The sequence below is a fragment of the Mesorhizobium sp. M5C.F.Ca.ET.164.01.1.1 genome, assembly GCF_004792125.1.
In the GTDB taxonomy this organism is placed as follows: domain Bacteria; phylum Pseudomonadota; class Alphaproteobacteria; order Rhizobiales; family Rhizobiaceae; genus Mesorhizobium; species Mesorhizobium wenxiniae.
Map to the genome: position 1 here is coordinate 2,944,336 of NZ_SRTG01000001.1, position 19,274 is coordinate 2,963,609.

At 61.9% G+C, this 19,274-nt stretch carries 18 protein-coding genes and 1 pseudogene; 7 read left to right on the top strand and 12 right to left on the bottom strand.

The window, feature by feature from the left end:
* Window positions 1-2 precede the first annotated feature (2 nt).
* From EN807_RS14440 to EN807_RS14455, 4 genes are all read right to left on the bottom strand, one after another.
* Window positions 3-479 carry a (2Fe-2S)-binding protein gene (locus EN807_RS14440; protein WP_095521021.1) on the bottom strand — a complete coding sequence of 159 codons (477 nt, stop codon included), beginning with the start codon at window positions 477-479 and terminating at the stop codon, window positions 3-5.
* The gene (locus tag EN807_RS14445) at window positions 479-1,339 is read right to left on the bottom strand and encodes a xanthine dehydrogenase family protein subunit M (RefSeq protein ID WP_135935392.1); all 861 of its coding nucleotides are present in this window, start codon (window positions 1,337-1,339) and stop codon (window positions 479-481) included. Before EN807_RS14445 ends, EN807_RS14440 begins: the two co-directional genes overlap by 1 nt.
* A gap of 305 nt (window positions 1,340-1,644) precedes the next feature.
* The gene (locus EN807_RS14450) at window positions 1,645-2,586 is read right to left on the bottom strand and encodes a hypothetical protein (RefSeq protein WP_135935393.1); all 942 of its coding nucleotides are present in this window, start codon (window positions 2,584-2,586) and stop codon (window positions 1,645-1,647) included.
* 126 nt (window positions 2,587-2,712) lie between these two features.
* Window positions 2,713-3,144 (bottom strand): dihydrofolate reductase, encoded by a 432-nt coding sequence (locus tag EN807_RS14455; RefSeq protein WP_135935394.1) that lies wholly within the window; start codon window positions 3,142-3,144, stop codon window positions 2,713-2,715.
* Between the two features lie 425 nt (window positions 3,145-3,569).
* On the opposite strand from EN807_RS14455, the gene EN807_RS14460 reads away from it, so the two are divergent.
* Window positions 3,570-3,869 carry a hypothetical protein gene (locus EN807_RS14460; protein ID WP_135935395.1) on the top strand — a complete coding sequence of 100 codons (300 nt, stop codon included), beginning with the start codon at window positions 3,570-3,572 and terminating at the stop codon, window positions 3,867-3,869.
* A gap of 229 nt (window positions 3,870-4,098) precedes the next feature.
* Here EN807_RS14460 and EN807_RS14465 read toward each other — a convergent pair whose 3' ends face one another.
* From EN807_RS14465 to EN807_RS14495, 6 genes are all read right to left on the bottom strand, one after another.
* On the bottom strand, window positions 4,099-4,647 hold the full coding sequence (locus tag EN807_RS14465) for a dihydrofolate reductase family protein (protein WP_135935396.1): 549 nt from the start codon (window positions 4,645-4,647) through the stop codon (window positions 4,099-4,101).
* A 229-nt stretch (window positions 4,648-4,876) separates the two neighbouring features.
* Window positions 4,877-5,803 (bottom strand): SRPBCC family protein, encoded by a 927-nt coding sequence (locus EN807_RS14475; RefSeq protein WP_135935397.1) that lies wholly within the window; start codon window positions 5,801-5,803, stop codon window positions 4,877-4,879.
* Window positions 5,800-6,141 (bottom strand): metalloregulator ArsR/SmtB family transcription factor, encoded by a 342-nt coding sequence (locus EN807_RS14480; protein ID WP_127314750.1) that lies wholly within the window; start codon window positions 6,139-6,141, stop codon window positions 5,800-5,802. The genes EN807_RS14475 and EN807_RS14480 overlap by 4 nt, the downstream gene beginning before the upstream one ends.
* 297 nt (window positions 6,142-6,438) lie before the next feature.
* Window positions 6,439-7,071 (bottom strand): TetR/AcrR family transcriptional regulator, encoded by a 633-nt coding sequence (locus EN807_RS14485; protein WP_135935398.1) that lies wholly within the window; start codon window positions 7,069-7,071, stop codon window positions 6,439-6,441.
* 295 nt (window positions 7,072-7,366) lie between these two features.
* A complete protein-coding gene (locus EN807_RS14490) occupies window positions 7,367-9,340 on the bottom strand; it encodes a bifunctional diguanylate cyclase/phosphodiesterase (protein ID WP_135935399.1) in 1,974 nt (657 codons plus the stop codon).
* Window positions 9,341-9,361: 21 nt separating this feature from the next.
* Window positions 9,362-9,946: a molybdopterin-dependent oxidoreductase gene (locus EN807_RS14495; protein ID WP_135935400.1), complete on the bottom strand. Its 585-nt coding sequence runs from the start codon at window positions 9,944-9,946 to the stop codon at window positions 9,362-9,364.
* A 605-nt stretch (window positions 9,947-10,551) separates the two neighbouring features.
* Between EN807_RS14495 and EN807_RS14500 the strand changes: the two genes are divergently transcribed.
* The 4 genes and pseudogenes from EN807_RS14500 to EN807_RS14515 form a co-directional block, all read left to right on the top strand.
* Window positions 10,552-11,055 carry a (2Fe-2S)-binding protein gene (locus tag EN807_RS14500; RefSeq protein WP_135935401.1) on the top strand — a complete coding sequence of 168 codons (504 nt, stop codon included), beginning with the start codon at window positions 10,552-10,554 and terminating at the stop codon, window positions 11,053-11,055.
* A complete protein-coding gene (locus EN807_RS14505) occupies window positions 11,052-12,035 on the top strand; it encodes a xanthine dehydrogenase family protein subunit M (RefSeq protein WP_135935402.1) in 984 nt (327 codons plus the stop codon). The genes EN807_RS14500 and EN807_RS14505 overlap by 4 nt, the downstream gene beginning before the upstream one ends.
* Window positions 12,032-14,368, top strand: a complete 2,337-nt coding sequence (locus EN807_RS14510) for a xanthine dehydrogenase family protein molybdopterin-binding subunit (RefSeq protein ID WP_135935403.1) — start codon at window positions 12,032-12,034, stop codon at window positions 14,366-14,368. Before EN807_RS14505 ends, EN807_RS14510 begins: the two co-directional genes overlap by 4 nt.
* A gap of 152 nt (window positions 14,369-14,520) precedes the next feature.
* Window positions 14,521-14,622: pseudogene (locus tag EN807_RS14515) on the top strand (AraC family transcriptional regulator); the annotation flags it as partial.
* 27 nt (window positions 14,623-14,649) lie between these two features.
* On the opposite strand, the gene EN807_RS14520 reads toward EN807_RS14515, so the two are convergent.
* Window positions 14,650-15,411: a slipin family protein gene (locus tag EN807_RS14520; protein ID WP_127314743.1), complete on the bottom strand. Its 762-nt coding sequence runs from the start codon at window positions 15,409-15,411 to the stop codon at window positions 14,650-14,652.
* Entirely contained in the window at window positions 15,408-16,805 is a 1,398-nt protein-coding gene (locus tag EN807_RS14525; RefSeq protein ID WP_135935404.1) for a nodulation protein NfeD, read from the bottom strand. The genes EN807_RS14520 and EN807_RS14525 overlap by 4 nt, the downstream gene beginning before the upstream one ends.
* A gap of 162 nt (window positions 16,806-16,967) precedes the next feature.
* Between EN807_RS14525 and EN807_RS14530 the strand changes: the two genes are divergently transcribed.
* Both EN807_RS14530 and pstS read left to right on the top strand, forming a co-directional pair.
* A complete protein-coding gene (locus tag EN807_RS14530) occupies window positions 16,968-17,711 on the top strand; it encodes a 2OG-Fe(II) oxygenase (RefSeq protein ID WP_135935405.1) in 744 nt (247 codons plus the stop codon).
* A gap of 433 nt (window positions 17,712-18,144) precedes the next feature.
* The gene (gene pstS / locus EN807_RS14535; RefSeq protein ID WP_135935406.1) at window positions 18,145-19,236 is read left to right on the top strand and encodes a phosphate ABC transporter substrate-binding protein PstS; all 1,092 of its coding nucleotides are present in this window, start codon (window positions 18,145-18,147) and stop codon (window positions 19,234-19,236) included.
* The last annotated feature ends 38 nt before the right edge of the window (window positions 19,237-19,274 follow it).

Genomic DNA, 19,274 nt, shown 5'->3' on the forward strand with positions numbered 1-19,274 from the left:
CGTCACGCTCCCTTCATCACGCTGGCGGCGTCCTGGACGGCGCGCACGATCTTGTCATAGCCGGTACAACGGCAGAGGTTCCCGGCGAGGCCGAAGCGGATTTCCTCCTCGGTCGGGTCGGGATTCTTGGCCAAAAGGTCCTTCGCCGCGATCAGGAAGCCCGGCGTGCAGATGCCGCATTGCAGCGCTGCGTGCTCGAGGAACTTCTGCTGCAGCGGATGCAGCCTGTCGCCATGCGCCATGCCCTCGATGGTCTCGACGCGCCGGCCCTCGGCTTCCGCGCCGAGCACCAGGCACGAGCACACCAGCCGGTCGTCGAGGATGATGCTGCAGGCGCCGCAGTCGCCGGTGCCGCAGCCTTCCTTGGCGCCTGTCAGCCCGAGGCGGTCGCGCAGCACGTCGAGCAGCGTCTCGTCAGGTTGGCAAAGGTACTCGACATTGTCGCCGTTGATTGTGGTTGAGACTGCTACACCAGCCATCATTTGCCTCCTGCACGTGTATAGGCGGTCATGGCGGCCCGCCTGGCCAGCACGCCCGCAACTTTTCTTCTGAACTCGACGGTGCCCCGCTTGTCGTCGATGGGGCGACAGGCCCCGGAGCAGACCTTGGCAAGCCGCTCGAGTGCTGCTTCGTCCAGCTTCCTGCCGATGAGGGCCTCGGCGGCCTCTTCCACCAGCAGCACCGTCGGCGCTACGGCGCCCAGTGCCACGCGGGCCGATTTAACGACACCTTGTTCATCCAGCGTCAGGTTCACCCCGGCGCTGACCACGGCGATGTCCATCTCCGTGCGTGGAATGAAACGCAGATAGGCATCGCCGGAGCGCGGCGCGCGCCTGTCGAGCAGGATCGCCTCGATGATCTCGCCCTTGGCGAGCGACGTCTTGCCCGGCCCGGTCGGCACTGCCTCTACCGCGACGGTGCGCCTGCCTGCTGGCCCGGCTATCAATGCCATGGCGCCGGCGGCCACCAGCGCCGGCACGCTGTCGGCTGCCGGCGAGGCGTTGCAAAGATTGCCCGTTATGGTGCAGCGACCCTGCACCTGTTTCGAGCCGATCAGCTTGGCCGCTTCGACGACGCCCGGCCATTCCCTCTTCAAGGCCGCGCTCTCCCCCATCAGTGCGCAGGAGACCGCCGCACCGATGCTGAAGCCCTCCGACGTTTCCCTGATTTCGCTGAGCCCATCGATCGCCTTGATGTCGACGATAAGGTCGGGCTCGATAAAGCCGCCTTTCATCCTCACCAGGAGGTCGCTGCCTCCGGCGAGAATGGCGGCCGTGCCAGACGAGCCGGCCAACTGGCCAACGGCATCTTCCATTGAAAGCGGACGTATGTAGCGCATCGTCTCCCCTTGATCATCGCAATTCTATCGGCCTGTTATAGAGCCTTGGATCGGAATGGTCATCCAGTTCTGCATCAGCAGCGATTAGGCCAGGCGCCGCAAAACCCGAGTCCCAAATCTACCCGAACTGGCGTGCGCCCGTGTCGGGACACTCTTGCAGTTCCGTCGGATCAACCACCTTCTGGTTCCCGATCGACGAGACGAATGGCAACATTGCACCCATATCGACCATCGGCGGTAGCCAGCTGATGGAGTCTGAGTCCTAGAGCCGCAGGGCGGCGGGCCTTTGCCGGCGCGTTCTCGACTCAGGGCGCCGGGCTGAACTGGAGCAATTTGAAACAATCGCCGCTTCCAGACTTCAACTGCGTCAGGAAGCGTTTCGACCGATCGATCCATTCCTGGTGCGACCTGGCATCGGCCTCGATCTCGTTGACCGGTCCAAGGTTAACGAAGCTGCGCCCCTTGCTGAAAAGCCAGCACGCACGGCCGAGAAGTCTCCTGCTGCGCTGGCGCAAGAGGTCGGCATCATAAAAGATGTCGAGCACCTCCTGCTTGATCTTTGCCTCCTTTTCAGGATTTGCGATCGCAACCGCGATCGAGTCTCCGCCGATCGCATCCTGCAGGTCCTTGTAGTCGAGGACGAGCTGAGTGGTGGCATAATTGATCTCGCTCTCATCCCGGACGATGTTGAACCACAGCGCGGGATCGAGTTCGTTGACGACGAACGATGCTTCGAAATCGCGCGATAGGTTCAGGATCTCGAACGCTTGAACCTCAACGTCGCGCTCTACCAAAAGGATCTCGGCGACCTGCTTGCCGAGTTCCGCCCCGTGGGCGCTGATCGCGGCATTCGTTCCACCGAGTTCGGGGCTGATATAAGGCCCGCCATCATCCAGCAGCGCATCGAATTCGCCAAGGTATTCGACGACGGCGGCGCCGCGAGCAATGCGCGCGGCCAGTTTGGCGAGAACCAGCTGGAGCTCCGTTTCGCGTTTGCGCTGGTCCTGATAATTCTGCTGGAAAAAGAAGATGAACAGAGAAACGCCAATACCGATCAGGATCACGCCGAGCTGGGAAAAGATGTTGCGATAATATTCCAGCAGCTTTTCACGATGGCGTATGTCGTGGCGGACATTGTGTGCCACACGAGCATTGACGATCAGCGAAAGGATCAGAAGCCCGGCACCGACCAGGATGAGGCCGCCGATGAGGAAATAGCCTCGCCCTGAGAAGGTGCTGAAATCCATTCGTTTGCCAGCTCGTTGAAGCCCGAGACCGCGCAGATTAATACCATTCGGCTTCAACACCTACATGTTCGTTGCGGGCGTCAACATCCGGAAATGACCCTTTGGGCCGTTTCGGAAACCGGGCCTTCATTGGTCGCGGTGATTTCTGGCAACCTTACCACCTCCCGTAAGCCATCTTGGATTAAACCAGCGGTCTGCCGGCCCGTCATACGGCAGCCGGGTGACATCCCAATGGCTGACGAAGCGCGCGTAGGCGTCCCACACCGGTGGACCGCCGCCGATGAAGACGACACGGCCGGCAAAGCGCCGGAGCGTGTCCTCCGGATCCATGCTGGAGCGAACGACGACAAGTTCCCGATCCGGGCGAGCAAAATCCGGAATGCTTGCGATCGTCTTGGGACCGGCGAGCAAGACGTGCCCTCTGGTGAGGTCGAAAAATCGTGCAACGTCAGCGACAAACTCCGGCGACCGGTTGCCTTCCCACGGAAGGCCACCATTGAGGCCGAGCTGCCCCGCTTGGCCGATGGCACAGACAACCCTAACGACAGTCTTCTTCACGAGTACTCCACCGATAGCCGGTCTGACCCCATTAGCGACGTTTGCACGTCATACGGCGCAACGTGTTTCAGTAAGGGGGTTGCGTCCGGCAACCGCCTCAACGCTAATATTTGCCTTCATCTCTCAATCGATCGCGCTGCCGTTCGCTATCACCCGCGCATCTTCATGTGATTTGATGGGGCCAAGGGCGCGCCTATCGCGACCCTCGACGTTCACTTTAATATAACAGCGACCGTCCATTTCCTCGACATCGATCGTTGTCTGCGCACGCTTCGGCAATGAGATGGCACCATTTCCGTCTGCCCGACGTGAGAAAAGCATTTCGCGGCACTTCGGGCAAATGCGGCATAGCAAGGTTGCAGCGGTGTTCGGGCGCCGAACGACCTCCGAAGCGCTCGCCTAATACTTTAGTTGTAATCTCTCCCGTGTTTGATATCGTGCCGGCGGGAGGAATTCAGATGGCGGTGGAGTGCACATTCGCGCCCCATATGGGCGTCTTTTCAACCATTGAACTGGATCTCTTGAGGGGTGTGGTTCGGGAAATTTTGCGGTCCGGCGAAGCGGAGCTTGACAACGAGGACGCCCAAATGATCGCGCGCGCGGTCATCGCAACCTACAAGGACGGCGCCTCGTGTCGCGAGGAATTGCTTGAAGCCGCCCGGATTGCCGCCAGGCGCTGCGCTCTCGACCATTTTTACGATCGAGCAGTCGGCTTATTCGCATAGAGCAATTCCAGGAAAAGTGTGAACGGTTTTCCGTCCGGAATTGCGCAAAAACAAAGAGATAGAGCGGTTCGGCGTTTCTGTGAAACGATGAACCGCTCTAGGATTTCGCATCTGACGCAATTCAGGGCGGAGTTACTCGTTCTTGCTCCGCTGGCATTCCGCGCACCGGTGCGGAGTCAGGTGCCAGACTTCTGATCAGAGGGCCCGAAGCTCATCGGCCGATCGATCGTCATTGTCTGCTTTCCGGCGCGTAGTGGAGAATGACAACACCTGACTTGAGCGTCCTCGTCTCCAGATGCTTCAGGGGTATCCGGTTCGGGCCGCCCTTGAAGAGCGGCGTGCCTCTCCCGAGAATGACGGGGTTGATCCCGAGGTGATACTCGTCGATCAGGCCGTGCTCCATCAGGGTTGCCGTGAGGTCGGCGCTGCCGAACACGAAGATGTCTCCGCCGTCCCTGGTCTTCAGCTTGGAGACTTCTTCCGCGACATTGCCGTTGAAGAGCTTCGTGTTGTTCCAGTCGGCGCTTTTCAGCGTGCGCGAGAAGACCACCTTCTCGATCTTGTTCATGAAGTCCGCGATCCAGCCTTGCTCGGACGGCCAATAGGCTGCCATGAACTCGTAGGTCACGCGGCCGAAGATCAGCGTGTCGGCCTTTTCCTGGGTCTCACGAATGTAGTTCTCGAGTTCTTCGTCGAAGACGAACCAGCTGATGTCCCTGTCCGGACCTTCGAAGAAGCCGTCGACGGTCACCATGTCCCATATGATCAGTTTTCTCATAGAACCCGCCTCTTCGTGTATCCCGTTTGTGAATTCTGGGCCCTATCCCGTGAAGCGGAAGCACATGTTGGTGATCCGCCCCGGTTCCGGGACCTCGGTTCTTCAGCCTGGCCGGCTCCATGCCGTTCTGACTGAAGAGGCGGATGCTGTCGCCGATGAGAACGGGCGCGACATGGATGAGGACCTCGTCCACAACCCCTAATTCGAGCCGACGGGAAGTCGCAGCATTTCAGTGGGATGCGACGAAGCGTTCCAGTTTGCCCAGAGTTTGCAATCCCAGTTCCACGGCACCGAAGCCCTTCGCCTCCTGGAACTCGGCAGCCGTGCTGAATACCATGCCCAGCGTTACCTTCGTTGCCCCGTCCTTATCCTCGAACGAGACCCAGGCGTCGGCATGTTTCGGCCCGTTCTCGCCCCAATGCAGCGTATAGCCGATCCTCTCCTCGGGCCGGGCCTCGTTATAGAGATGGTGGTTCGGGAAGACCGTGCCGTCAGGCGCGATCATGTCGAAAACCCATTCGCCGCCCGTGCGCAGATCGATCCTTTTCGTGCGACAGGAGAAGCCTTCCGGCCCCCACCATTGCGGCAGCGTTTCAGGGTTCATCCAGGCGCCCCACACGATGGATCGCGGCGCCTGGATTACCCGCTGCAGCACCATGGTTCGTTCGGCCGCGCCCGCGAGGTTGTCCAGGCCGGCACCAAAGCCTGCCCGGTAGCCTGCTTCCATGTCCTGCGCCAGCGATGAAAGTTGCACCGTCACGACCAGCCGGCTGCGCTCGTGCGTGCCTGAAAGATTTGCCGTCACCAGCGCTGCTGATTGCGTCACGCCTTCGCACGAGATTACCTCATAGTTCACACTGCACACCGCTGGTTGCAACACCAGCCAGCCATTCTCGCAGCGGATGTCCGGCTGGCCCTCTGCCTTGCAGAGCGAGATCTCGCGTCCACCCACCCTGGTGTCGGCCTCCAAGAACTGCACGGTGACCGAGGGTGATGGCGCAGCCCAGATCGCCCGCGCGGCCGGGGCCGTCCATGCCTCCCACAACGCGGCCAATGGCGCGGCCACGTCCCGTTCGAAGGTGAGTGTCGCAAAGCGGCCCTTCCTATCATCAGGCACCGCACGGGTCGCACTGTTTGTAGCGACGTTCTGCGTCATTCTTCGCTTTCCTTCATCACATTCATCACAAATGCGTCCAACCGGTCGAGCCGAGCCTCCCAGATGGCGCGCTGTTCATCGAGCCATGTCCGCACCGGGTCCAGAGCCTCGGGCACGATGGCGCAGGTGCGTATCCGCCCGTCCTTGGAGGTGGAGATCAACCCTGCCTCCTCCAGCACGGAAAGGTGCCGCATCACCGTGGGCAGACGCAGTCCCGTGGGACCAGCCAGATCCGTCACCTGCGCAGGTGTTTCGGCAAGCCGGGTCAGGATCGACCGGCGGGTCGGATCAGCGAGCGCGTGGAAGAGCAGCGATAGATCAGGATCATGCTTAGCCATGATGCTAACTATCGCGCGATCTATCGGCGGCGCAAGAGAAAACTTCGTCAAGTCGCTAAGTTTTTTCCGCCCAACGCGCCGAGTTCTTGGAGCAGGCGGCTTCGGTTGCCGAATCCGCTGAGAAGTTGCTCGCAACGATGCGAGCGCACCCCAATGCCTGCAATCGAAGACAAATTCCCGAAGCCGCCGTTCCGGTCGCCAATCCAAATCGTTGATCGAGATCCGGCGGAACCAGGATCGCTTTCGCATCCTCTACGCCAGTTGAGAGAGCATGGAGGTTCGACTGCAGCCCAGCCTTCACCCGCCACCCTTCGCGGACTTCGTCGCCCCAAACCGCAACCCGTCCATCAGCAGCGATACCAGCCGGCGCGAGCGGTCGCGCCAGTCCTTGGTGTCGGGCGCCGAATAGATGCCGCCCAGCGCGTGCAGAACGTCCGATGCGTCGACGTCGCTGCGGATCGAGCCGTCGGCCACCGCCGCCTCGATCAGCCGTCGCAAGGCAAGTGTCACCCTGCCCGAAACGTCGGAGAACAAGGTGGAATTGGTGTTGAGCAGGATACGCAGGCTTGTCGCCAGCCCGCGCTTGGTGGCGATGTAGTCGACGAAGCGCTGCATCCATTGTTCGAGCGCGACGTCGGGCGGATGGTGACGGGCGAGCTCGTCGGCGGCCGCGCACAGGCTTTCCACTTCGCGCCGGTAGACCACCTCGACCAGATGCTCGCGCGTCGGAAAATGCCGGTAGAGCGTGCCGATGCCGACGCCGGCCTGGCGCGCGATCTCCTCCAGCGAGGCGTCGACGCCATGCGCGGCAAAGGCCACTGCTGCGGCCTCGACCAGCGCGTCGCGGTTGCGCTGCGCATCGGCGCGCAGCGGTTTTGCCGCTGTCGCGTCGGCCTTGTCTCCAAGCGTGGCGGGCGGCTGGGAGGCCAATTTCTTCTCCAATGTCGATCGGGGCTTGAACCGGGTAGGGCAAGGTCCGGCGAGCCTGTTAATATAGTCACGGGATCGAGTATGTCATGTCCTTCGAGCCCGCAAGTCTGCCCTCGGCTGCGGCCGACTCCCATGCAGGTTGGCAAAGTCCCGTGGCATATGGTCGGGCACCGGCTAGAGCGGGATGCGTTCAAATGGACCTGGGCGTCCCGCGCCATCTATTTGTGTTAACCGCATTTCTGCAACGCCAAGTGAGGCCACTTGGGTGCAAAATGCTCCCATTGCAACTGTAGTACTAGGCAGAAAGGCCCAGCCTGAACTTGTCCGTATCTTTCATCCTGCCTTGCCTTGCGGCCAGGTGGTCTGTCAGCAGATTTTCTTCGATGGGCTGAGACATGAAAAACCCTTGAGCGCTATGACAACGCTCGGCGATCAGGAAATCAAGCTGCGCTTCGTTTTCCACGCCCTCTGCCAGAACGGTCAAACCGAGCGAATTGGCCAGGGCTATAATGCCTCGAACAATGTTCTGTTTTTTCTTCGACGCTTCCAGACCGCTCAAGAACGATCGGTCGATCTTCAACCGATCCAGGTTGAAATCGGCAAGGTAGCCGAAACTTGAATAGCCGGATCCAAAATCGTCGAGTGCCAGACCGACGCCGATATTTCGAATTTCCGTCAGCATGTTCAAGGCGTTTCGGCTGTTCTGGATAAATACCCCTTCCGTTATTTCCAGTTGCAGGCGCGAGGGCGGCAGGCCCGTTTGTCGCAGCACCAGAAGAAGGTGGGCGAAGTACGCATCGTTCTGAAGGCTTTTGCCCGAAAGATTGACCGAGCAAACGAAATCATCGGCAGAAACAGGCATCCATCGAGCTGCCTGCAGGCAAGCCTTGCTGAGCACAACCTTGTCGACTTCCAGTATCAGGTCGCCTCGTTCGGCAATTGGAATGAATGACATCGGCAGACGAATCGCGCCCGAAGCGGGGTCGCGCCAACGCACAAGCGCCTCGGCGCCAATCATGCGGCCGGTTGCCAGCTCGAATTGCGGTTGCCAAACCAGGAAAAACTCGTCGCAGTTAAGCGCCCGCTTGATACCAGCTTCTTCGCCGAGCTGCTTGTCGAACTGATTGAGGATTGCAGGCGAAAACGTCACGAAGCCGGAGCGCCCCTCCGCTTTGGCCACATAAAGAGCGCTGTCTGCGTTGCGCAACAGGGTGGAAATATCCGAGCCATGCTCAGGAAAACACGCCATGCCGATACTGGCTCCCATGCGCACGTGGTGGCCTTCGAGTTCGGCAAACCGGTTCAATTGCTCCCGAAGCCGATCTCCGAGAGCATCCGCTGCCGCGTGCCGGTCCCCAATCGCCATGATGGCAAACTCGTCGCCGCCCAAACGGATGGCGACCACTTCGTCGGGCCGTTCGACCGATTGCAGGATTTCTGCGACGGCTTTCAGCAGCAGATCACCGATGTGATGACCGAACGTATCGTTCACGCTCTTGAATTGATCCAGGTCTATCAGGAAAAGGCGGAGTTGTTTGCCGCCCAGCCTTGCCCGGTCCAGCATCATGTCCCTGTTGGCTGACATCCAGGCACGGTTCTTCAATCCCGTCGTCGCGTCGCGCCAGGCCAGGAATTCCAGTTTCTTTATTGTTTCCCAACGGCCGATTAGCAATACGGCAGTTCCGATCGCCAGCAGCGACAACACCGCCAGGGCGAACGCAATCTGGTAGTTGAATCTCTTCAGACTTTTTTCTGTCGAATAGAGATCTACGTTGATCTCATCTCCATATTTGTAATATTCGTCATTCATCCTCTCTACGAGCTGCTCGAGTTCCAGCCCCATTTCCTTCAGGCTGTTTTCGTCGAGAGGCAGCCCGGCCGCAATCATGGCATCAAGCCGTGTCACCGCGTCAACGACACGGGGCACGATACTTGCGTAGGCGGGAATTTCGCTCGCTGTCCCAGTGCCGTCGATCCGCTTGAAACGAATGTAGACCAGGTCGTTCGCCGCCGATAAGTGCTCAAGGCTGTCTGCCGACCCAGGGGCGGCCTGGGCGAGCGAAGTCATGTCCCTGAGGTGGGTTACATCGCGTATTGCAATGTGGAACTCGCGGATGGCGAAAAAGCCGAACCGAGGCAGCGAATATTCGATCTTGCTGAGGCTGAGAAACAGTATGGTGATCAAGACGGCTGAGCTGGCCGCTGCAGCCGCAATGGCGGTGCCGTAGGTGAGGGGAACGCGCCAGCCTCTCGATCCAAACCGTACCATTCGAGCCACGCCGGAGCTCGACTAGCCGCCGGACTCGAGCGTCTTGATCAGCCAGACCCATCGTGGCTTGCGGATTGGCGTATCAAAGGCAGGATAGTCCTTGAGCGGGTAGATCAGCCGGGTCGGACCCTGCGTGCGTCGGGTCAGCAACTTTCCATCCTGGCGGGTGGCAAGCAGGAGAGGACCTTCCGTCCAATCTTCGCGCGGAACTATCTGCACGTATTCGTCCACCGCCCGCAGAGCAACGGAATCCTCGCCTTCCAATCCAACGAGCTTGAGCACATCGCGGAACAGGACGCCTTCAAACGTAAGCTGCCCCTTTTCATATGGACTTGGGGTGGTGACCCTGTAGAGACCGAGCTTTTCCAGCTGTCGCAGCGTAACTGGAACTGACTTGCCGTTCTTCTGAACATTGAAGGCCACTGTGTCTGGCGGTTCCGGGAAATCAACAGGCTCCAGCGCCGGCGCCGGCAGAATGCCAATCGCCAAAACTGCCAGCATGACCAGACCGCGCTTAAACGGTAGAAGTGCTGTGTTGAGCAAGGATGACATGCAGCAATCCTTTTCTTCTCGATAGGCAAGCACCAGCCACTGCCTGACCTTCATTCGGCAGACTGGCACTGTGCCCACGAATGTTTAATTTTTCCGTTAGCTTTTGTTCAGGCCGCGGGAACAGCGGTGGGATAGTACTCCGACGCTGGTCCTTGAGGCCGCGATGGTCCGACCGTTTCAAACCGGCAGCGGACGAGCCAGCGCAGTGGAGCAGCGGTCTTATCGCCGCGGCTTCGGTCTTGTCTTCAAGCGCCGGCGGCGGCCACGAGGCCAATTCTCTGCAATGTCGATGGGTTTTGACCCTAAGGGCTTGAACCGTGCCGGCTCAGCCCCCACGTAATAAACGGAGGCGCCTCCGTTTTAGTGGGGCACCTTTATCATATAGTCAGGGGAGCCGGGATGTCACGTACTCAGAGCTTGCAAGCCGATGGCAGCGCAATCCCCCTCGAGGGGGAGATGTCGCCGAAGGCGAGGGGGGTCGGTTCGACTGGGCGCGGCCTCCTCCCTTGCGACAGTGCAGGTTGGCGCTTTACGCGAGGCGACCCCCTCTGGCCTGCCGGTCATCTCCCCCTCAAGGGGGAGATTAGCCCCCTCACCATCGCTTCGCCATCCCTTGGTGCTCTTGCCGCACCGCGTCAGCAACTGGAGCCAGACGCCCCATGACAAGCAAAACCCGAATTCCCATCCACCTTCAAATCAACGGACATCGCCATGAACTGGAGGTCGAGCCGCGCGTCACGCTGCTCGACGCCTTGCGCGATCGTCTCGGCCTGACCGGCACCAAGAAAGGCTGCGACCAGGGCCAATGCGGCGCCTGCACCGTGCATGTCGACGGCCAGCGCGTGCTCGCCTGCCTGACGCTCGCTGCCCAGGCCGAGGGCAGGGCGGTCAGCACCATCGAAGGGCTTGCCGAGGGCGACGGCACGCTGCACGCGGTGCAGGCCGCCTTTCTCGAACAGGACGCCTTCCAGTGCGGTTACTGCACGCCGGGCCAGATCATGTCGGCGGTTGCCTGCATCAGCGAAGGCCATGCCGGTTCGGATGACGAGATCCGCGAATATATGGCCGGCAATCTCTGCCGCTGCGGCGCCTATCCGCACATCGTCGCCGCCGTGCGCCAGGCGGCACTGGAGCTTGCGTCATCCATGGAGACCGCGTCATGAGGGATTTTTCGTATCTGCGCGCCAATTCCGTCGATGCGGCACGCCAGGCGGCGGCGCTGCCCGGCGCCATGCTGCTGGCCGGCGGCACCACGCTCGTCGATCTCGCCAAATGCGGCGTCGCCGAACCCGACACCGTGGTCGACATCACTCATCTCAAGGGACTGGATAGGATCACGGTCGACGACCGGGGCGCCATGATCGGCGCGCTGGCAAAGATGAGCAGCGTCGCCGACCATGCCGCCATCAAGAGCCGGTTCCCCGCCGTCTCGGAAGCGCTGTGGCAGGCGGCCTCGGCGCAGCTCCGCAACATGGCGACCATCGGCGGCAATCTGATGCAGCGCACGCGCTGTCCGTATTTCCGCGATCCGGCGAATTTTCCCGCCTGTAACAAGCGCACGCCCGGCAGCGGCTGCTCGGCGATCGGCGGCGTCACCCGTGGCCATGCCGTGCTCGGCACCAGCGAGGCCTGCATCGCCACCTATCCGGGCGATCTGGTGACGGCGCTGGTCGCCTTCGACGCAACAGTCCACCTCGGCGACCGCCAGGTCGCGGTCGACGACTTTTTTCTGCTGCCGGGCGCCACGCCCGACAGGGAGCATGCGATCGCGCCAGGTGAGGTGATCACCGCGATCAGCATTCCTGCTTCCGCGGCCGCCCAGCGCTCGACCTATCTGAAAGTCCGCGACCGGCAATCCTACGAATTCGCTGCCGCAAGCGCCGCTGTCGGCATCGAGTTCGAGGCCGACGGAAGGAGGATCAAGGATTTGCGCGTGGCGCTCGGCGGCGTTGCCACCAAGCCATGGCGCGCACGCGCCGTCGAAGAGGCGCTGAAAGGCAAGGTTCTGGAGTCTGATACGGTCCGGCGCGCCAGCCTGCTCGCCATCGAAGGCGCCGTCGACCATGGCGCCAACCATTACAAGATCGAACTGGCGCCGCGCGTCGTCGCCCGCGCCATCCTCAAGATGGGAGAAACGGCATGACCGTTCACGAGATCAGAACCAGACACGGCGATTCGAAGAGGGGCGATTCGAAGAGGGGCGACTCTTTCGACGGCGCCATCTTCGCGGAGGCAGTGGGCGGGCGGCTGTCGCGCGTCGATGGATCGGCCAAGATCACCGGCGCCGCAAAATACGCGGTCGAGCAGCAGCTCGAAGGGCTGAGCCATGCCGTTCTCGTCGAGAGCACGATTGCTGCCGGCAAGGTGCGTTCGATCGACACGGCAGCGGCTGAAAGCGCGCCGGGCGTGCTTTTGGTGCTTACGCCGGACAATGCGTTGCGCCTCAACACCGCAACCGACTGGCTGGGCACGCCGCCGCCGGATATTCCGTATTGCCCGCTGGCGCGCGACATCACTTTCAGCGGTCAGCATGTCGCGGCGGTGGTGGCAGAGAGTTTCGAGCAGGCCGTCGCGGCCGCGGCACTGGTCAGGGTCGCCTATGACGAGACGCCGGCGATCGTCGACCTTAGCGATGCGAAGGCCGGCGACGGCATTCCGATCGACGCGATGACGAAGGAGTGGGGCGATGCGCAGGTGGTTTTCGCCGCCGCCCCGGTGCGGATCTGCGCCGCCTACAACACGCCACGCGAATACCAGGCGCCGATGGAGCCGCATGGGCTGATCGCGCACTGGCAGGACGACCGGCTGACGGTGTGGGAGCCCAGCCAATGGCTCGACGGCATGGCGCGGACCTATGCCGAATGGTTCGGCGTGCCGTTCGAGAATGTGCGCCTGGTCTCGCCCTATATCGGCGGCGGCTTCGGCTCCAAGGCGTTCGCTTACGGCTATGGCGCGGTGGCGGCGATGGCCGCGAAAATGCTGGGACGGCCGGTGAAGCTGGCGGTCACCAGGCCGCAGACCTTCACCGCCTATGGCGGACGGGCGGCGACTCGCCAGACGGTGGCTCTCGGCGCCGACGCCGAGGGAAAGATCCAGTCGATCGTCCATCGCGGCGTCAACGAAACCTCGGTCGACGGTATGTGGGTCGAGCCGCTCGGTTCGGTGACCTCGATCATGTATGCGACGCCGAATTTCTCGTCGCGGCAGAATGTCGTGCGGGTAAACACGGTGGTGCCGGGGGCTTTGCGCGCGCCGGGCGAGAACCCGAGCGCCTTCGGCATCGAAAGCGCGATCGACGAACTGGCTTACGAGGTCGGCATCGATCCGCTGGAAATCCGGCTCAGGAACTACGCCGAGCAGGATCAAGAGGCGAAAAAGCAATGGTCGACACGACAACTGCGCGAGGCTTTTGCCGCGGGAGCTGAGGCCTTCGGCTGGTCGAAGCGCAGCCCAGAGCCGCGCTCGATGCGCGACGGCAACCAGCTGATCGGCTGGGGCGTTGCCGCCGGCACCTATCCGGTGCGGCGCGCCTATGGCGAGGCGATGGTGCGCATCCTCGCCGACGGCTCCGTCGAGGTCGAAAGCTCGAGCATCGACATGGGGCAGGGCACTTATACGATCCTGGCGCAGACCGCCGCCGAAGTGGTGGGCGTGCCGGCTGAGAACGTCGTGGTGAAGCTGGGCGACTCCCGCTATGCCCGCACCGGCGTCACCGGCGGTTCGCGGCTGGCCGGCGTGATGACCGGCGCCGTGCACAAGGCGGCGGCTGCCGCGCTCGATGAGCTGGTCGGGCTGGCGATCAGCGATCCAAATTCGCCGTTCCATGCGCTGCAGGCCAACACGCTGGTTGTGGCGAACGGCCGCATAAAGTCGCCGCGTGGCGACGGCCCTGAGGTCTTTATTGCCGAGCTGCTCGGCAGCGTCGGACGCAGCCAGATCGAGGCGATGGGCGACACCACGCCCGCCAATTGGACGGCGGAGGATCGCTATAAGAACAATACAACCATCGCGATGGCGCTGTCGCACACCGAGGGCGACTATTCCCGCCACAGCTGGTGTGCGCATTTCATCGAGGTGCGCGTCGACGAGGACTTTGGCACGGTTCGCGTGTCGCGCGTGGTGTCGGCGCTCGATTCGGGCCGGCTCTACAATCCCAAGCTCGCCGAAAGCCAGTGGAAGGGCGGCATCATCATGGGTATAGGCCAGGCGCTGCTCGAGGAAGGCATCGTCGACCGCCGCCACGGCCGCATCGTCAACAACAACCTGGCCGACTATCTCATAGCGACCAATGCCGACATTCCCGACATCGAGGTGATCTCGGTCGGCATCCCCGACCCGCATTCTTCGGTGCTCGGCGGCAAGGGCGTTGGCGAGCTGGGCATCGTCGGCGTGGCGCCGGCGATCGCCAATGCGGTGTTCCACGCCACCGGCAAAAGAGTGCGGGATTTGCCGATCACGCTGGAGAAGCTGATTTAGGGGTGAGACGGCGAAACTGCGGATCTCTCCCTTGTGGGACTCTTGCGGGGAATGTCTGGCGGGAGGCCTGTCCCTCTCAAGACCTGGGTTCCTCGCCCCACGAAAGTGGGAGAGGTGGCCGAGAAGCGGCCGGAGAGGGGGCTTTCGGCATGCGGGTCAGCGAAATTGCCATGACAAGCGGATTCAGCGACGTATCGTACTTCAATCGCTGCTTTCGTCGTCGCTTCGGCTATACACCAAAGAGCGCCAGATAGAAGCTGGACACCGATCCGTCGGCGAACTCACTTCTCCCCGCCCTGCTTGATGAAATGGCCGAGCAGATCCATCGGCACCGGAAACACCACCGTCGACGAGCGCTCACCGGCGATGTCATGAAGAGCCTCGAAATAGCGCAGCTGCATGGCTTGCGGTGTCTCGGACAGCATCTTGCCGGCCTCGACGAGTTTTGCCGCCGCCTGCTGTTCGCCGTCGGCATTGATCACTTTGGCGCGCCGCAGCCGTTCGGCCTCGGCCTGCTTGGCGATGGCACGGACCATGTTCTCGTTGAGGTCGACATGCTTGATCTCGACATCGGAGACCTTGATGCCCCAGGCATCGGTCCGCTGGTCGAGAATCTCCTGGATATCGCTGTTGAGCTTGTCACGTTCGGCCAGCATTTCATCGAGCTCATGCTTGCCGAGCACCGAGCGCAACGTGGTCTGTGCCAGCTGGTTGGTGGCGGTCATGAAGTCCTCGACCTGGATCACCGCCCGCTCGGCGTCGACGATACGAAAATACAGCACCGCGTTGACCTTCACCGAAACGTTGTCGCGCGAGATCACGTCCTGCGGCGGCACGTCCTGGACCACCACTCGCAGATCGACCTTCACCATCTGCTGAACGAACGGGATGAGGATGATCAGGCCGGGCCCCTTGACCCCGGTGAAGCGGCCGAGCGTGAAGACCACGCCGCGCTGATATTCCCTCAGGATGCGAATCGCCGCGGACAGGAACATGAGCACGACGAGCGCTGCTACCAGATAGGCCACGTAGCCGATGATCATTGCTTTGCTCCATCGCTTCTCAGATTGCGGCGCCGTATCGTCAGCACGAGACCCCTGACATCAGCCACCTCGACGCTGTCGCCCACTGCGAAGGGTTCGTCGGCCGTCGCCCGCCAGCGCTCGCCCCGGGCAAGCACGTGGCCCTCGCCGCCCTCCCAGTCGAGGACCTTGGCCGGCAGCCCTTGCATGGCCTGTGCGCCAACACGCGAAACTTTCTTGCGGGTCGCCCACAGATAGCTGCCGGTCAGCAGCGCCAGGCCGAGCGTCAGGACGGCGGCGGTGCCGATAACGGCCCAGGACATCTCGAAGCCGGGTCCCTCGATCCTGAGCAGCATGGCAGCGCCCAGCAGAAACGCAGCCACGCCTCCCAGCCCAAGGACCACTGTGGGATTAAAGACTTCGACGACGAGGAAGATGATGCCGAGCAGCATCAAGGCAAGGCCGGCATAGCTGATCGGCAGGAGGTTGAGCGCATAGAGCCCAAGCAGCAGGCAGATCGTGCCGACCACGCCGGGCGCAACCGCACCTGGGCTGGTGAACTCGAAGACGAGACCATAAACGCCGATCAGCATCAGGATCACGGCGATGTTCGGGTCGGTGATGACGGCGAGAAGCCGGATGAGCCAGCCGGGCTCCAGCGTTTCAACCGGCAACCCTTTGGTCGCCAACACCTCTTTCCTGCCGGCTATTTCCACCGTCCGGCCGTCAGCCAGCTGAAGCAGTTCGGTCGTGTCGCGGGCGACGAAGTCGACGACACGCTCCTGCAGCGCCGCGTTGGCCGACAGGCTGGCCGCCTCGCGCACCGCCTTTTCACCCCAATCGGCATTGCGCCCACGCAGTTCAGCCAGGCTGCGGATCAGGGCAACCGCGTCGTTCGTCGCCTTGGCGATCATCGCATCGCCCGCCGGTGGGCTCTTCGGGTCCTTGCCGGCTTCTGGGGCATTGTTCTTGTCGTCGCCGCCGGGAAAGGATGGCAGCGGCCCGCCCATCTCGATTGGCGTTGCCGCGCCCAGATTGGTGCCGGGCGCCATCGCCGCCACATGGGTTGCGTAGAGGATGTAGGTTCCGGCGCTCGCCGCATGCCCGCCGGCGGGCGCGACATAGCCGATGACGGGAACCGGCGAGGCGAGGATGTCGGCGATGATCTCACGCATGCTGGTGACCAACCCGCCGGGCGTGTCCATCTGCAGGATAAAAACCTCGGCGTTCCGCTCTGCGGCCACCGCCAGCGCTTCCTCGAACTGCATGGCGCTCGCCGGACCGATGGCGCCGTCTATCTCGATGCGCAGCGCAGTCCTCTCCCGGCCGTTCGCCTCTCCGGTTGCGGAAGAGGAACAAACAGCCACAACGGCTACAAAAGCCGCGGCAATCAGGGCTACACGCGCGAGTTTCACGCTCAAAGCTCCCTATCAGGGATATGGGCCCGATTTTGCCGAAATCCATGACATGGCGGCGGGTGAAAGCAGCTGTGCGTAACCCGTTGGCAGGAAACGGGTGGTTTGCACGCGCTGTTTCACCCATCTCTGATGGCAGAAGAGCCCAAAGGAGGAAAAGCCATGACCCTTCATTCGATAGGTTCGAAGGCAGCGGTCCCATCGGCGGAAGCGCGGGTCGCCGGATATGATTGGCAGGCATTGGCCGAGGAAATGAGCGGCTATGGCTGCGCGGTGATGGAAAAGCTCCTGACGCCGCAGGAGTGCCGAGAGATCGCCGGGCTCTATCCCGACGAAAGCCATTTCCGCAGCCATGTCCACATGGCGCGGCACGGCTTCGGCAAGGGCGAGTATCGCTATTTCCGCTATCCCTTGCCCGACCTGATCGGCGGCTTGCGCACCGCACTCTACCCGCACCTGGCCGCGGTCGCCAACGACTGGAACGCGCGCATGGGCATCGCCCAGCGCTACCCGGGCGAACACGCCGCGTTCCTCAAGCAATGCCACGAGCAGGGCCAGACGCGGCCGACGCCCCTCCTGCTGCAATATGGTCCTGGCGACTTCAATTGCCTGCATCAGGATCTCTACGGCGATCTTGCCTTCCCGCTGCAGGTGGCGATCCTGCTGTCCGAGCCGGATAAGGATTTCACCGGTGGCGAGTTCGTGCTGACCGAACAGCGTCCGCGCATGCAGAGCCGCGCCGAGGTGGTGCCGCTGCGCCAGGGCGATGCAGTCGCTTTTGCGGTCCACAATCGCCCGGTCCAGGGCAGCAAAGGCAGCTACCGCGTCAATCTCAGGCACGGGGTCAGCCGGATTCGCTCCGGCATACGCCACACCGTGGGCATCATCTTCCACGACGCGAAGTAAGGGTTGTAGACTTCCTTCTCCCTTCTCCCCTTGTGGGAGAAGGTGGATTGGCGCGCAGCGCCAAGACGGTTGAGGGGTGTTGGACGGAGCGCCGTCGTTGCCAAGCTGGAACACCCCTCATCCGTCGCCTTCGGCGACACCTTCTCCCACAAGGGGAGAAGGGTGAGCCGCGCGAGGCGCAACGTTGGAAATCAGTGCATCGGACCTCCAATTTTTCGAGTCCTAAGGACAGGCGGACAAGGCGATCGCGGAAATTCGAAATAAAAAATTTCGCCCACAAAGATCTTTGTCATCCAATCGTTAACCAAGGTTCATACGATGAGCTATGTTGTTTCTCGGCCGGCGTTCGCTCGCCGGGCGGATGACTGTTGATATCTGCCAAAAACTGAAAACTAGCTATTTTTTTGCGCAGTATAGTCGGGGGATCGCGATTATGTTTCCAGCAAGCTTTGCGCTGCTACGGCGCAAATGGGCGAAAATAGCGGAATCAAGTGGCGCCCTCACGCTCGCTGTTGCCTTGATGATCGGGGCCGCTGCACAAGCCGAGCCTATTCGCGGCGCCGGATCGACGCTAGCCGCCCCGATCATCGGCAAATGGGCGACGGCCTACGAGAGCGCCCGCGCCGATGGCGGCGACTATATCTCGCCCGATTGGAAGGTTGATTATGAAATCGTCGGCTCGCTCGCCGGCGTCCTGCGTCTCGACCAGCCGGACATGGACTTTGCCGCGACGGATGCGCCGATCAATGCCGCCGACCTCAGGAAAGCCGGCCGCCAGCAGTTTCCGATCGTGATGGGCGCCATCGCCGTCGTCGTCAATCTCGACGGCATCGGCCCGGGAAGCCTTCGCCTGACGGGGCCGCTTCTGGCCGACATCTATCTGGGCAAGATCCAGTCGTGGTCCGATCCTGCGATCAAGGCGGCGAATCCGGATCTGACGCTCCCCGATCTCAGGATCAGCGTCCTACACCGCAAGGATGGCTCCGGCTCGACCTTTGTCTTCACGGAGTATCTGTCGGCGGTCAGCGACGAGTGGAAGGCCAAATACGGCGCCGATACGCTGATCTCGTGGCCGCTCGGCGCCGATGCGGAAGGCACACAGAACCTCATTCGAGCCGTGCACGACACAAAAGGCGCGATCGCCTATGCCGAATCCGGCCAGGCCCACCGTGCAAGCCTTTCCTACGCGCTAATCGAGAACAGATCCGGCAAGTTCGTCAAGCCGGAGCCGGAGGGCGTGCAGGCCGCCGCGACATCCATCGACTGGGCGCAAACGACCGATTTCTTCGCTTCGCTGACCGATCGAGACGGCGACGCCGCCTATCCGATCAGCACGGCAGTGTTCGCGATCGTTCAGGTCTCGGGCCGTTCGGAACATCGCTATCGCCGCGTGCACGACCTTTTCCGGCTCGCCTTCGCACAAGGTGCGGGCGATGCCGCCGCACTCGGCTATGTGCCGCTGCCGAAGACGCTCGTCGATCAGGTCGAACAATACTGGGCAAGGCAAGAGCCCGTCGGAAACTGAGCGGAAGAGCCAGGCTGCTGCTTCGCGCAGCACCTGAA